The organism is Pseudomonas sp. GW821-FHT02H09 (assembly GCF_059421425.1).
Window position 1 is genome coordinate 1 of sequence record NZ_JBWKVA010000003.1, and the last position, 13,024, is coordinate 13,024.

At 58.3% G+C, this 13,024-nt stretch carries 9 protein-coding genes; 2 read left to right on the top strand and 7 right to left on the bottom strand.

What is annotated here, in order from left to right; genetic code table 11:
- Positions 1-100 precede the first annotated feature (100 nt).
- From AC07VR_RS04555 to AC07VR_RS04580, 6 genes are all read right to left on the bottom strand, one after another.
- The gene (locus tag AC07VR_RS04555) at positions 101-622 is read right to left on the bottom strand and encodes a DUF6586 family protein (protein ID WP_495010572.1); all 522 of its coding nucleotides are present in this window, start codon (positions 620-622) and stop codon (positions 101-103) included.
- Between the two features lie 140 nt (positions 623-762).
- The gene (topA, locus tag AC07VR_RS04560; RefSeq protein WP_495010573.1) at positions 763-3,390 is read right to left on the bottom strand and encodes a type I DNA topoisomerase; all 2,628 of its coding nucleotides are present in this window, start codon (positions 3,388-3,390) and stop codon (positions 763-765) included.
- Positions 3,391-3,504: 114 nt separating this feature from the next.
- Positions 3,505-3,741, bottom strand: coding sequence for a DUF1653 domain-containing protein (locus AC07VR_RS04565; protein ID WP_494992307.1), 237 nt, complete (start codon positions 3,739-3,741; stop codon positions 3,505-3,507).
- An 85-nt stretch (positions 3,742-3,826) separates the two neighbouring features.
- Positions 3,827-5,002 (bottom strand): acetyl-CoA C-acyltransferase FadA, encoded by a 1,176-nt coding sequence (fadA, locus tag AC07VR_RS04570; protein WP_494992308.1) that lies wholly within the window; start codon positions 5,000-5,002, stop codon positions 3,827-3,829.
- Between the two features lie 29 nt (positions 5,003-5,031).
- Positions 5,032-7,179 carry a fatty acid oxidation complex subunit alpha FadB gene (gene fadB / locus AC07VR_RS04575; protein WP_494992309.1) on the bottom strand — a complete coding sequence of 716 codons (2,148 nt, stop codon included), beginning with the start codon at positions 7,177-7,179 and terminating at the stop codon, positions 5,032-5,034.
- Positions 7,180-7,860: 681 nt separating this feature from the next.
- Positions 7,861-8,298, bottom strand: coding sequence for a hypothetical protein (locus tag AC07VR_RS04580; RefSeq protein WP_494992310.1), 438 nt, complete (start codon positions 8,296-8,298; stop codon positions 7,861-7,863).
- A gap of 103 nt (positions 8,299-8,401) precedes the next feature.
- On the opposite strand from AC07VR_RS04580, the gene AC07VR_RS04585 reads away from it, so the two are divergent.
- The gene (locus AC07VR_RS04585; RefSeq protein ID WP_494992311.1) at positions 8,402-8,839 is read left to right on the top strand and encodes a universal stress protein; all 438 of its coding nucleotides are present in this window, start codon (positions 8,402-8,404) and stop codon (positions 8,837-8,839) included.
- Between the two features lie 117 nt (positions 8,840-8,956).
- Here the strand turns inward: AC07VR_RS04585 and AC07VR_RS04590 are convergent, their stop codons facing one another.
- Positions 8,957-10,873, bottom strand: a complete 1,917-nt coding sequence (locus tag AC07VR_RS04590; RefSeq protein WP_494992312.1) for an ATP-binding cassette domain-containing protein — start codon at positions 10,871-10,873, stop codon at positions 8,957-8,959.
- A gap of 212 nt (positions 10,874-11,085) precedes the next feature.
- On the opposite strand from AC07VR_RS04590, the gene AC07VR_RS04595 reads away from it, so the two are divergent.
- Positions 11,086-13,014, top strand: a complete 1,929-nt coding sequence (locus tag AC07VR_RS04595; RefSeq protein ID WP_494992313.1) for a transglycosylase SLT domain-containing protein — start codon at positions 11,086-11,088, stop codon at positions 13,012-13,014.
- The last annotated feature ends 10 nt before the right edge of the window (positions 13,015-13,024 follow it).

Here is a 13,024-nt window from a genome sequence, read left to right on the forward strand (position 1 = left end):
CGTAAATCCTGCCTCCACGGTTTGTCTGGAATACCGCAGAGTCTGATTTTACGACTGCTTCGCAGCCGAACGCAGGCTTCGCCAGCTGCTACAGGTCACCTCAACACTCGTTAAGCCCATCCCGAAACCGAATCGCCAGCTCTTTCAGGTTCTGACGCCAGCTTTCCAATTCTTCCCGACTCAAATCTGACTCCACTTCCTCATCGAGGTTGACCGCAACGATCAACGGCTGCGTCACATCACCCTTGGGTTTGTGCGGCGCTCGTGGCGGCTGAAACAGCGCAGCATGCGCCGCCAGCAGCTTCGCCAGCCAGGTTTCAGGGTTTTGCGCCAATTCCACCAATTCAGCCAGCTCGGGAATGGCAATGGTTTCGAGTACTTCGCGAGTCAGTAGCATTTCCGCCCGTGGCGCATTGGCCTGAGGCAGGCGGTAAAAGCCCGCAATCTCATGACACAAACCAAGCAACGCACCGTACAGGTGAAACAACACCGACTCGCGCCCCGCCTGAACCAGCGCCTGGGAGTTAATCGCCCGCCCCTCTTCGGCTCTGGCCAGCGCTTCCAATGAAAGACCGGCGAAATAAATTTTCTGATTGGTACGGGTATAGAGTTCGTGGGCCATGACGGCAGCCTCCACAACGAAATAATTGCTTCACGCAGGTCAGACAGTGTCATGGATCACCTCCGCTTCCCGCAAGCACAAAACAAAAGGCCGCATGAAAACCCGAGGGTTGTCATGCGGCCTTTTGTGTACAGCGCCTTTTAAGCCTTGGCTGATGGACGCTTGTCTTCAACCGTCCACTTGCCGCCGTCGTAATATGCCTTCCAGCCAGTCGGTTTACCGTCAACCTCAGTCTGCACGTACTGCTCTTTGGTCTTGCGGCTGTAACGGATCACGGCAGGCAGGCCGTCCGGATCCTTCTTCGGCGCTTCGCAGAGGAAGTGGTACTTCGGATCGATCTCGTCCTTGTGCGGCACAATCTCGATCACCAGCGGAGCACGGGTCTCGCGGTTTTTCGGGAACTGGCTCGCCGCCAGGAACAGACCGGAAGCACCGTCACGCAGAATGTAAGTGTCGTTGACCTTCTCGCACTTGAGTTCCGGCATTTTCACCGGATCCATCTTCGGCGGCGCCGCGTCGCCGCTTTTCAGCAGTTTACGAGTGTTCTTGCAGGTCGCGTTGGTACAACCGAAGAACTTGCCGAAACGGCCAGTCTTGAGCTGCATCTCGCTGCCACACTTGTCGCACTCCAGGCTCGGGCCTTCGTAGCCCTTGATGCGATAATTACCCTCTTCGATCTCGAAACCTACGCAATCCGGATTGTTTCCGCAGATGTGCAGTTTGCGCTTCTCGTCCAGCAGGTAGGCATCCATCGCCGTGCTGCAGATCGGGCAACGGTGCTTGCCGCGCAGTACCAGAGACTCCGACTCGCCCTCGTCATCGGCGGCGATTTCATCGCCCGGAACGAGGTTGACGGTAGCCTTGCAACGCTCCTTCGGCGGCAGACTGTAGCCCGAGCAACCGAGGAAAACGCCAGTCGAGGCGGTGCGGATCTGCATCGCACGACCGCACTGGACGCACGGGATGTCGGTCATGACCGGTTCGTTGGCACGCATGCCGCTTTCCGCGCCTTCAGCCACTTCGAGTTTCTTCTTGAAGTCGCCGTAGAACTCGTCGAGCACGTTTTTCCAGTCGCGCTCGCCTTGGGCGACGTCATCGAGGTTCTCTTCCATACCGGCGGTGAAACCGTAATCCATCAGGTTGGAGAAGCTCTCGGACAGTCGCTCGGTAACGATGTCACCCATCTTTTCGGAGTAGAAACGACGGTTATGCAGTGCAACGTAGCCACGGTCCTGGATCGTCGAAATGATCGCCGCGTAGGTCGAAGGACGACCGATACCGCGCTTTTCCATTTCCTTGACCAGGCTCGCTTCGGAATAACGCGCAGGCGGCTTGGTGAAGTGCTGGCTCGGGTCGAGCTTGATCAGCTTCATGACATCGCCCTGGGCCATGTCTGGCAGCACATCGTCGTCGCCCGGCTTGGTCATTTGCGGCATGACGCGGGTGTAGCCATCGAATTTGAGGATACGACCCTTGGCCCGCAGCTCGAAGGTGCCGGCAGTGACGCTGACAGTGGTCGACAGGTATTGCGCCGGCAGCATCTGGCAAGCGACGAACTGGCGCCAGATCAGCTCGTAGAGGCGCTCAGCGTCACGTTCCATACCCACCAGCTTGCTTGGATGGGTATTCACGTCGGAAGGACGAATTGCTTCGTGGGCCTCTTGCGCGCCTTCCTTGCTGCCGTAGACGTTCGGTGCGGCCGGCAGATACTTGCTGCCGAACTCGCCTTCAATGTAAGTACGCGCCATTTCCACGGCATCGACCGAGAGATTGGTCGAGTCGGTACGCATATAAGTGATGTAACCCGCTTCGTACAGACGCTGAGCCATCATCATGGTTTTCTTCACACCAAAGCCCAAGCGATTGCTACCGGCCTGTTGCAGGGTGGAAGTAATGAACGGTGCCGACGGCTTGCTGCTGGTCGGCTTGTCTTCACGTTTGGCAATGGTGTAACTGGAAGCCTTGAGCTTTTCCAGTGCGGCCATGGCGTGGGTTTCGTTGAGCGGCTTGAAGGCTTCGCCGTTTTCACGGGCCACTTCAAAACGCACGTTGGCGCCCTTGGTGGTACCGAGGTCCGCATGGACTTCCCAATACTCTTCCGGGTTGAACGCACGAATTTCGCGCTCACGCTCAACGACCAGCTTCACCGCAACCGATTGCACACGACCTGCGGACAAACCACGGGCGATCTTCTGCCACAGCAGCGGCGAGACCATGTAGCCCACTACGCGGTCGAGGAAACGACGCGCCTGCTGGGCGTTGACCCGATCGATGTCCAGCTCGCCTGGCTGGGAGAAGGCCTCCTGAATCGCCTTCTTGGTGATTTCGTTGAACACCACGCGCTTATAGCGACTGTCATCACCACCGATGGCTTCGCGCAGGTGCCAGGCAATGGCTTCCCCCTCGCGATCCAAGTCGGTTGCGAGATAGATGGTGTCAGCATCTTTGGCGAGCCGGCGCAGCTCTTCGATGACTTTTTCCTTGCCGGGAAGGATCTCGTACTTGGCTTTCCAGCCATGATCCGGATCGACACCCATGCGCGAGACCAGTTGCTTGCGCGCCTTCTCTTTCGGAGAGAGCGCGGGCGCTTCACCTGCGGCGGCCTTGCCACGCTTGGCAGCAGGCTCTTTGCTGGCGCTAGCCGAACCGCTGGTGGGCAGGTCTCGGATATGGCCGATACTCGACTTCACCACGTATTGGTTGCCCAGATACTTGTTGATGGTCTTGGCCTTAGCCGGGGATTCCACAATGACCAGCGATTTGCCCATGGATCAGAAAATTCCTGAATTCTAGAAGTGAAAGGCGGTTGGCGCCTGACGCGGCACCGCTATATATAGTGGCAACAAGGTGAGGTCAAGCGCAGGGTTCTGCGCGACCTGCGCTTATGGCCTGGAAAAAAGGCTTGGTTCGGCCTGAACCAAAGCAAAGCGTGGCACCTGTTCGCCGTCAACTTCGACCGACTCCAGGAACATGCTCAAGGGACGCACCCAAAAGCCGTAATCGCCATACAGAGCTTGGTAGAACACCACTTCTTCTTCGGTTTCGGAATGCCGCGCGACTGCGAAAACACGGTATTGCGGCCCCTTGTAATGCTCATAGAGCCCGGGTAGTAAATTCATGTTCTGGCCCTCCTGCACATAAAAAATAAATCTTCAGAAAAACAAAAACCGGGGCACAAGGCCCCGGCTTCCATCGACGAAACGCTTAAACGCGTTCGAAGACGGTGGCAATGCCCTGGCCGAGACCAATGCACATGGTGGACACACCGAAGGTGCCGCCATTTTGCTTCATCACATTGAGCAAGGTGCCGGAGATACGCGCACCGGAACAACCGAATGGATGGCCCAAAGCAATCGCGCCGCCGTGCAGGTTAACCTTCTCGTTCATCTTGTCGAGCACTTTCAAATCTTTCAGCACCGGCAGCGCCTGTGCAGCGAACGCTTCGTTGAGTTCGAAGAAGTCGATATCAGCAATACCCAAACCTGCGCGCTTCAGTGCTTTCTGTGTTGCCGGTACTGGACCATAGCCCATGATCGCCGGGTCCACACCTGCCACTGCCATCGAGCGAATGACCGCCATTGGCTGGATACCCAGGTCCTGAGCACGCTGCGCCGACATCACGATCATGCACGAAGCACCATCAGTGATCTGCGAGGAAGTACCCGCCGTCACGGTACCACCCTTGGGGTTGAACGCTGGCTTCAATGCCGCCAGGCTTTCCAGGGTAGTTTCCGGACGGATGGTTTCGTCGTAGTCGAACAGTTTCAGGAAACCGTTCTCGTCGTAACCCTGCATCGGGATGATTTCGTCTTTGAACTTGCCTTCGACGGTCGCTTTATGGGCGAGCTGGTGGGAACGCACGCCAAAGGCATCCTGCTGCTCACGGGTGATGCCGTGCATCTTGCCGAGCATTTCTGCGGTCAGGCCCATCATGCCCGAGGCTTTTGCCGCGTACAGCGACATGTGCGGGTTCGGATCGACACCGTGCATCATGCTCACATGGCCCATATGCTCGACGCCGCCAACGACGAACACGTCACCATTGCCGGTCATGATCGCTTGCGCAGCGGTGTGCAACGCACTCATCGACGAGCCACACAGGCGGCTGACCGTCTGGCCGGCAGCGGTGTGAGGGATCTGAGTCATCAGGGACGCCATACGGGCGATGTTCCAGCCCTGCTCCAGGGTCTGGTTGACGCAGCCCCAGATCACGTCTTCGACTTCAGCCGGATCAACCTTGACGTTACGTTCCAGCAGCTTGCTGATCAGGTGCGCCGACATGTCTTCGGCACGGGTGTTGCGGTGCATGCCGCCCTTGGAGCGGCCCATCGGGGTGCGACCGAAGTCGACAATCACGACGTCTCTAGGATTCAAGCTCATATAGTTCACTCTCGCTCTAGTGTGGGCGCTTAACCGAAGAAGCGCTGGCCGTTTTGGGCCATTTCACGCAGCTTCGCGGTCGGGTGGTACAGGGCGCCCAGATCAGCGTACTGGTCAGCCAGGGCAACGAACTCTGCAACACCGATGGAATCGATGTAACGCAGCGCGCCGCCACGGAATGGAGGGAAACCAATACCGTAGACCAGACCCATGTCGGCTTCGGCAGCGGTTTCAACGATGCCGTCTTCCAGGCAACGCACGGTTTCCAGGCAAAGCGGGATCATCATCCAGTTGATGATGTCTTCGTCGGTCACTTCACGCTGCTCGAAGACGATCGGCTTGAGCACTTCCAGCACCGACGGGTCGGCGACCTTCTTCTGCTTGCCGCTCTTGTCGGCCTCATAGGCGTAGAAGCCCTTGCCGTTCTTCTGGCCCAGGCGCTTGGCTTCGTAGAGCACGTCGACGGCCGAGCGGCGGTCGTCCTTCATGCGGTCCGGGAAGCCTTCAGCCATCACGTCACGACCGTGGTGACCGGTGTCGATACCGACAACGTCCATCAGGTACGCAGGACCCATCGGCCAGCCGAATTTTTCCATGATCTTGTCGATACGGACGAAGTCCACACCGGCGCTGACCAGCTTGGCGAAACCGCCGAAATACGGGAACAGGACACGATTGACCAGAAAGCCCGGGCAGTCATTGACGACGATCGGGTTCTTGCCCATTTTCTTGGCGTAGGCAACGGTGGTGGCAACCGCCAGTTCGCTGGACTTCTCACCACGGATCACTTCCACCAACGGCATCATGTGCACCGGGTTGAAGAAGTGCATGCCGACGAAGTTTTCCGGACGCTTGAGGGCCTTGGCCAACAGGCTGATGGAAATAGTCGAGGTGTTCGACGCGAGGATGGTGTCCTCTTTGACCTTGTCTTCGACTTCAGCCAGAACAGCTTGCTTGACCTTAGGGTTCTCGACGACCGCTTCGACCACCAGGTCGACGTGACCGAAATCACCGTAAGACAGCGTAGGACGAATGCCGTTGAGCACTTCAGCCATTTTCGCTGCGGTCATGCGACCTTTATCAACGCGGCTCACCAGCAGCTTGGCGGCTTCCGCCAGGCCCTGCTCGATACCGTGCTCGTTGATGTCCTTCATCAGGATCGGCGTGCCTTTGGAAGCCGATTGGTACGCGATACCGCCGCCCATGATGCCGGCGCCGAGTACGGCAGCCTGCTTCACGTCTTTGGCGACTTCGTCGTAGGCCTTGGCCTTTTTCTTCAGCTCCTGATCGTTCAGGAACAGACCGATCAAGCTCTGCGCAGCAGAGGTCTTGGCCAGTTTCACGAAGCCGGCGGCTTCGATTTCCAGTGCCTTGTCGCGACCGAAGTTCGCGGCTTTCTGGATGGTCTTGATCGCTTCGACCGGCGCCGGGTAGTTCGGGCCCGCCTGACCGGCTACGAAACCTTTGGCGGTTTCGAAAGACATCATTTGTTCGATTGCGTTGAGCTTGAGCTTTTCAAGCTTCGGCTGGCGCTTGGCCTTGTGATCGAACTCGCCGGAAATGGCGCGCTTGATCAGCTCCAGTGCGGCTTCCTGCAGCTTCTCTGGAGCAACCACAGCATCGACGGCGCCGACTTTCAGCGCGTCGTCGGCACGATTTTCCTTACCGGCGGCAATCCATTCGATGGCGTTGTCGGCACCGATGATTCGTGGCAGACGTACAGTACCGCCGAAGCCTGGGTAGATGCCCAGCTTGACTTCCGGCAGGCCGATTTTGGCAGTAGTGGCCATGACGCGGTAATCCGCTGCCAGGCACATTTCCAGACCGCCGCCCAAAGCGATGCCGTTGATCGCGGCGATGGTCGGAACATTCAGGTCTTCGAAATCGCTGAAAATCTTATTCGCTTCGAGGTTGCCTGCAACAAGCTCTGCATCAGGCAGCTTGAAGTTGTCGACGAATTCGGTGATGTCGGCACCGACGATGAACACGTCCTTGCCACTGCTGACGATCACACCCTTGATCGAAGCATCTGCCTTGATAGTGTCTACGGCCTGACGCAATTCGTTCAGGGTTAGACGATTGAACTTGTTGACGGACTCACCCTTGAGGTCGAATTTCAATTCGACGATGCCACTTTCAAGAGCCTTAACCGTGATGGCTTTACCTTCGTAAATCATCAACTGATCTCCACGATATGGAAGCTGAACAGTACACGTCGGACGCTAACTTCTGGCTCGGCATTGACGTTACCGTCGATGCTACGCCAATCCGCCAGGCACACCCGCCAACGCGATAGTCGGGATTCTGTAGGAGCCGTCTGTAATACAAACGCTCATTTCATACGCCCGTTTGATTTGGGTACGCCACCTTCACGGAATTTCAGGCAATTGTCAATCGCCCAAAATGCTGGTTGAAACTCGACTTTGCAGTCATGCCAGCGCTGCAGAGATCATCAACATGCCAATCCATGTTTGATCATTCATAGAGTCAATATTTAGAAAAGTCGCCCTAACCCGCATCGCTCTTCGTTTATCGAGCTAAGCTGGCAAGCACCACAAAGAAAAACATGAACGCTTTGAGCGAATGCCAAGCGTAAGATCAGCGCCACGGAACCTGTGCCGTTGCGATTTAGCGAATTACCGGCCTGCCTGGCCAACTCCAGCCCGATGATGATGTCGGGCTTTTTATTGCCTGCCAATCAAGCGAAGCACCTGTAGCAGCTGCCGCCAGGCTGCGCCCGAGCGCGAAGCGGTCGTAGAATGCTTAACCGCGATCCAATAGAAAGATTCGGGATACCGGTTTTACGACCGCTTCGCGGCCGGACGCAGCCTGGCGGCAGCTGCTACAGGGAAATGCTTTCAGGCGAGCGCTTTGAGAACAGCTGCAATATCCTGCAAAACACTAGCCTCGCCCTTCTCCCCCCAATACAACGCAATCATTTGCTTGTCCGCTTCGATTTTGAACACATTGGCCGGCAACGTTTTGAAATGCTCCAGCAACGCATCATCCTGACAAACTTCTCGCCACTGATTGACCCAGACACCCGGCGCTGTCTGCCAATAACTCCAGCACGCCGCTTGAACGCTGCGTCGCGGCCGATGGTATTGGCCGCAAGGGCTCGGCGGCTCCGGCTCCAGCCAGTGCGGCCATTCCTGAGGGGCCAGTTGCATGGCCAGACCCATGCGTCGCGCCTCCATGCGCAGAGCCATCCGCCCGCTCTGATGGCGCGAAGGTCGCAACCAGGCCAGCGGACTCAGAACCAACGCAAGGATTGACACCACTATCCAGACCGTCATATGTGTACTCCCGATTCTTGAGGAGCGGATTGCGCCACACTGAAACCAATCCGCTTGAAACCAGCCATACTTACCGTCATCGCAATCCTCCGGAGCGCCGTCCATGTCCTATGAACACATCCTGGTCGCTGTTGACCTCACTGAAGAATGCGACCCTGTCATCAAGCGCGCTCGTGAACTGTCAGTCAGCAGCGGCGCCAAACTCTCACTGGTCCATATTGTCGAGCCCATGGCCATGGCTTTTGGCGGCGATGTTCCGATGGACCTTTCGCAATTGCAGCAACAACAGTTCGATCAAGCCAAAGAGCGTCTTGAGCGATTGATCCTGAAATACCCGGAGGCCACCAAGGCCAACAGCCATTTGACCTACGGGCAGCCACGCCAGGAGATCCATCATCTGGCCAAGGAGCAAGGCTGCGACCTGATTGTCGTCGGCAGCCACGGCAGACATGGGCTGGCGCTGCTGCTCGGGTCCACCGCCAATGATGTCCTGCACGGCGCACCCTGCGATGTGCTTGCTGTGCGACTGGTCAAGAGCTGAACCCGAGCCCCTGTAGGAGCGAGCAAGCTCGCTCCTACAGGGGAAACCGTGTTTCATACAAAAAGCCCGGCGCTCACATAGGTGAGGCCGGGCTTTTTTATACAGCTAGCAAATCAATCAGGCATCCAGCTCTGCCCAACGCTCGACTAACACTTCGAGCTCAGCCTGCAATTGCTCAAGCTGAGCGATTACCGCAGCAGTCTGTGCGGCAGGACGCTGATAGAAGCCCGCATCCGCCATTTCAGCCTCGACACCCGCAATTTTCTGCTCTTTGGCTTCAATATCGCCTGGCAAGGCTTCCAGTTCGCGCTGGAGCTTGTAGCTGAGCTTTTTCTTGGCCACTGGTGCTTCTTGAGCAACCACTGGCGCAGGTGCGGCAGTAACGACCGCAGAGTTCAGCTCGGCTTTGCCGGACTTGTTCTCGGTCACGCCCAACAGACGCGGCGAACCGCCCTGACGCAGCCAGTCCTGATAACCACCGACGTATTCACGAACCTTGCCTTCACCTTCGAAGACCAGGGTGCTGGTGACCACGTTATCGAGGAATGCCCGGTCGTGGCTGACCATCAAGACTGTACCCTGGAAGGTCAGCAGGACCTCTTCCAGCAGTTCGAGGGTTTCCACATCCAGGTCGTTGGTCGGTTCGTCGAGTACCAGCAAGTTGGCCGGCTTACTGAACAGCTTGGCCAGCAACAAACGGGCACGCTCACCACCGGACAACGCCTTGACCGGCGTGCGGGCACGCTGCGGGCTGAACAGGAAGTCGCCGAGGTAGCTCAGAACGTGGCGGCTTTGGCCGTCAATGTCGATGAAGTCGCGACCTTCGGCGACGTTATCGATCACGGTCTTTTCCAGATCCAGCTGATGGCGCAGTTGGTCGAAATAGGCCACATCGATTCGCGTGCCCTCCTCAACTTTACCGCTGGTAGGCTGCAAACCACTGAGCATCAGCTTCAGCAATGTGGTTTTGCCAGTACCGTTGGCCCCCAGCAGACCGATACGGTCGCCGCGCTGCAGGACCATGGAGAAATCCTTGATCAGGAACGGGCCATCCGGGTGAGCGAAGCTGACGTTCTCGAGGACCATCACTTGCTTGCCGGACTTGTCGGCAGTGTCCAGCTGAATGTTGGCCTTGCCGGTACGCTCACGACGCTCGCTACGCTCAACGCGCAGGGCCTTCAGGGCACGAACGCGGCCTTCGTTACGGGTGCGACGGGCTTTGATGCCCTGACGGATCCAGACCTCTTCCTGGGCCAGGCGCTTGTCGAACAAGGCGTTGGCGGTCTCTTCGGCTGCCAGAGTGGCTTCCTTGTGAACCAGGAAGCTGGCGTAGTCGCCGTTCCAGTCGATCAGGCCGCCACGGTCCAGTTCGAGGATCCGGGTCGCCAGGTTTTGCAGGAATGAACGGTCGTGCGTGATGAACAGCACGGCGCCCTGGAAATCCTTCAGCGCCTCTTCGAGCCAGGCAATCGCACCAATGTCCAGGTGGTTGGTCGGTTCGTCGAGCAGCAGCAGATCCGGTTCCGATACCAGCGCCTGAGCCAGCAGGACGCGACGACGCCAGCCGCCGGACAATTCGGCGAGGGTCTTGTCGGCCGGCAGTTGCAGACGGCTCAAGGTGCTGTCTACCAATTGCTGCAAGCGCCAGCCGTCACGGGCTTCGAGGTCGTGCTGGACGTGCATCAGTTTGTCCAGATCAGCGTCAGTGACGATGTTCTGGCTGAGGTGGTGATACTGCGCGAGCAGCTCGCCGACGCCGTCCAGGCCCTCGGCAACCACGTCGAACACCGTCCGCTCGTCGGCCAGTGGCAATTCTTGCGGTAATTCGCCGATTTTGAGCCCCGGCGCACGCCAGACGGAGCCGTCATCGGGCTTCTGGTCACCTTTGACCAGCTTCATCATGCTGGATTTGCCAGTGCCGTTGCGGCCGATGATGCACACCCGCTCACCACGGGCGATCTGCCAGGACACCTTGTCCAACAACGGCATAGCGCCGAAAGCAAGGGACACATCGCTGAATTTGAGCAGGGTCATGAGCTTCTCCAAAAACCGGGCGCGCATTCTACCTGACTTGAGGTTTGATGCGGCCGGCATTTTCATCTTCGCAGCACCCTGAACAACAATTACCCGGAACTTGCACCGGCGGACCGGCAAAGCTTTCGCCGGCTGCTGGCAAAAGGCTAAGCTACAGGCAATCAGTGTTGGCACCGTCGGCACTTGCCACGTTTTCTCTGCCCGGACGTCTCATGCGCAGTCGCCTTTTCAGCTTTTTATCTTGTCTGCTTCTCTCTGCCACTACCGTGCAATCCGCCCAGGCGGTGGACCTGTCGCAACAACGCCAGTATTACGATGAAGCCAAGCGCGCCTTGGCCAAGGGTGATTCGGGCCCGTACTTCCGCTACAGCCAAGCGCTCAGCGATTACCCGCTGGAGCCGTACCTGGCCTACGACGAACTGACCGCCCGACTGAAAACCGCCAGCAACGACGAGATCGAGAGATTCCTCGCCGAACACGGTGACCTGCCGCAAGCCAACTGGATGAAACTGCGCTGGCTACGCTGGCTGGCCGAGCGTGGCGACTGGCAACCTTTCGTCAAATACTACGACCCCAAGCTCAATTTCACCGAGCTGGACTGTCTGAATGCTCAATATCAGCTGGGCCACAACCTCAAGGCCGCAGGCTATGCCAACACTGAAAAGCTCTGGCTGACAGGAAAGTCCCAGCCCGCCGCTTGCGACGCACTGTTCGCTCAGTGGGCCGCAGAAGGTCAGCTGACCGAACAGAAACGCTGGCAGCGCGCCAAGCTGGCCGCCGACGCCCGCAACTACCCGCTGGCCAAGAGCCTGGTCAACAGTATGACCACCCTCGCCCCGCAGGGCAGATTGCTGATCGACGTCGCCCAGCGACCGGAACTGCTCAGCCAGCCATCGCGCTTCACGCCCGTCGATGAAGCCATGTCCGACGTCGTCGGTCTGGGCCTGCGCCGCCTGGCACGCCAGGATCCGGACATCGCCATGAGCCTGCTCGACAGCTATGCCAGCAGTATGCACTTCTCACGTGACGAAAAAGTGGCAATCGCCCGGGAAATCGGCCTGACTCTGGCGCGGCGATTCGACAGCCGTGCCCTCGACGTGATGACCAAGTACGACCCTGAACTGCGTGACAACACCGTCTCCGAATGGCGCCTGCGTTTGCTGTTGCGCCTGGCGCGCTGGGATGACGCCTATCAGTTGACCCGCAGACTGCCGCAGGACCTGGCCACCACCAACCGCTGGCGTTACTGGCAGGCTCGCAGCCTGGAACTGGCTCAGCCGCAGAATCCGGAAGCGCTGGTCCTTTATAAGAACCTCGCTCATGAGCGCGATTTCTACGGTTTCCTCGCCGCCGATCGCGCACAGTCGCCGTATTCGCTGATCAACAAACCCCTGGTGCTCAGCCAGGCGATCATCAACAAGGTCCGCAACACCCCGGGCGTGCGTCGCGCCCTGGAATTCCATGCCCGTGGCCAGATCGTCGACGGGCGCCGCGAGTGGTACCACGTCAGCCGTCGCTTCAACCGTGACGAAATGGTCGCTCAGGCCAAACTGGCCTACGACCTGAAATGGTACTTCCCGGCGATCCGTACCATCAGCCAGGCGCAATACTGGGATGATCTGGACATTCGCTTCCCGATGGCCCACCGCGAGACCCTGGTGCGAGAAGCCAGGATCCGCGGCCTGCATTCAAGCTGGGTGTTCGCTATCACTCGCCAGGAAAGCGCGTTCATGGACGACGCTCGCTCCGGTGTCGGCGCCAGCGGCTTGATGCAACTGATGCCCGTTACCGCCAGGGAAACCGCGAGAAAATTCAGCATTCCCCTGGCCTCGTCGCAGCAAATACTGGACCCGGACAAGAACATCCAGCTCGGTGCCGCCTACCTGAGCCAGGTCCACAGCCAGTTCAACGGTAACCGGGTACTCGCCTCCGCCGCCTACAACGCAGGCCCCGCCCGCGTTCGGCAATGGCTCAGAGGCGCCGATCACCTGAGCTTCGATGTCTGGGTTGAAAGCATCCCCTTCGACGAAACCCGCCAGTACGTGCAAAACGTGCTGTCCTACTCGGTGATCTACGGCCAGAAACTCAACGCCCCACAACCACTTGTGGACTGGCATGAGCGGTATTTTGATGATCAATGACCCTGTAGAT

Excerpts from the sequence above, each read along its gene's own strand:
- AC07VR_RS04555 (WP_495010572.1), bottom strand. The coding sequence starts at position 622 with ATGGCCCACGAACTCTATACCCGTACCAATCAGAAAATTTATTTCGCC.
- topA (WP_495010573.1), bottom strand. The coding sequence starts at position 3,390 with ATGGGCAAATCGCTGGTCATTGTGGAATCCCCGGCTAAGGCCAAGACC.
- AC07VR_RS04565 (WP_494992307.1), bottom strand. The coding sequence starts at position 3,741 with ATGAATTTACTACCCGGGCTCTATGAGCATTACAAGGGGCCGCAATAC.
- fadA (WP_494992308.1), bottom strand. The coding sequence starts at position 5,002 with ATGAGCTTGAATCCTAGAGACGTCGTGATTGTCGACTTCGGTCGCACC.
- fadB (WP_494992309.1), bottom strand. The coding sequence starts at position 7,179 with ATGATTTACGAAGGTAAAGCCATCACGGTTAAGGCTCTTGAAAGTGGC.
- AC07VR_RS04580 (WP_494992310.1), bottom strand. The coding sequence starts at position 8,298 with ATGACGGTCTGGATAGTGGTGTCAATCCTTGCGTTGGTTCTGAGTCCG.
- AC07VR_RS04585 (WP_494992311.1), top strand. The coding sequence starts at position 8,402 with ATGTCCTATGAACACATCCTGGTCGCTGTTGACCTCACTGAAGAATGC.
- AC07VR_RS04590 (WP_494992312.1), bottom strand. The coding sequence starts at position 10,873 with ATGACCCTGCTCAAATTCAGCGATGTGTCCCTTGCTTTCGGCGCTATG.
- AC07VR_RS04595 (WP_494992313.1), top strand. The coding sequence starts at position 11,086 with ATGCGCAGTCGCCTTTTCAGCTTTTTATCTTGTCTGCTTCTCTCTGCC.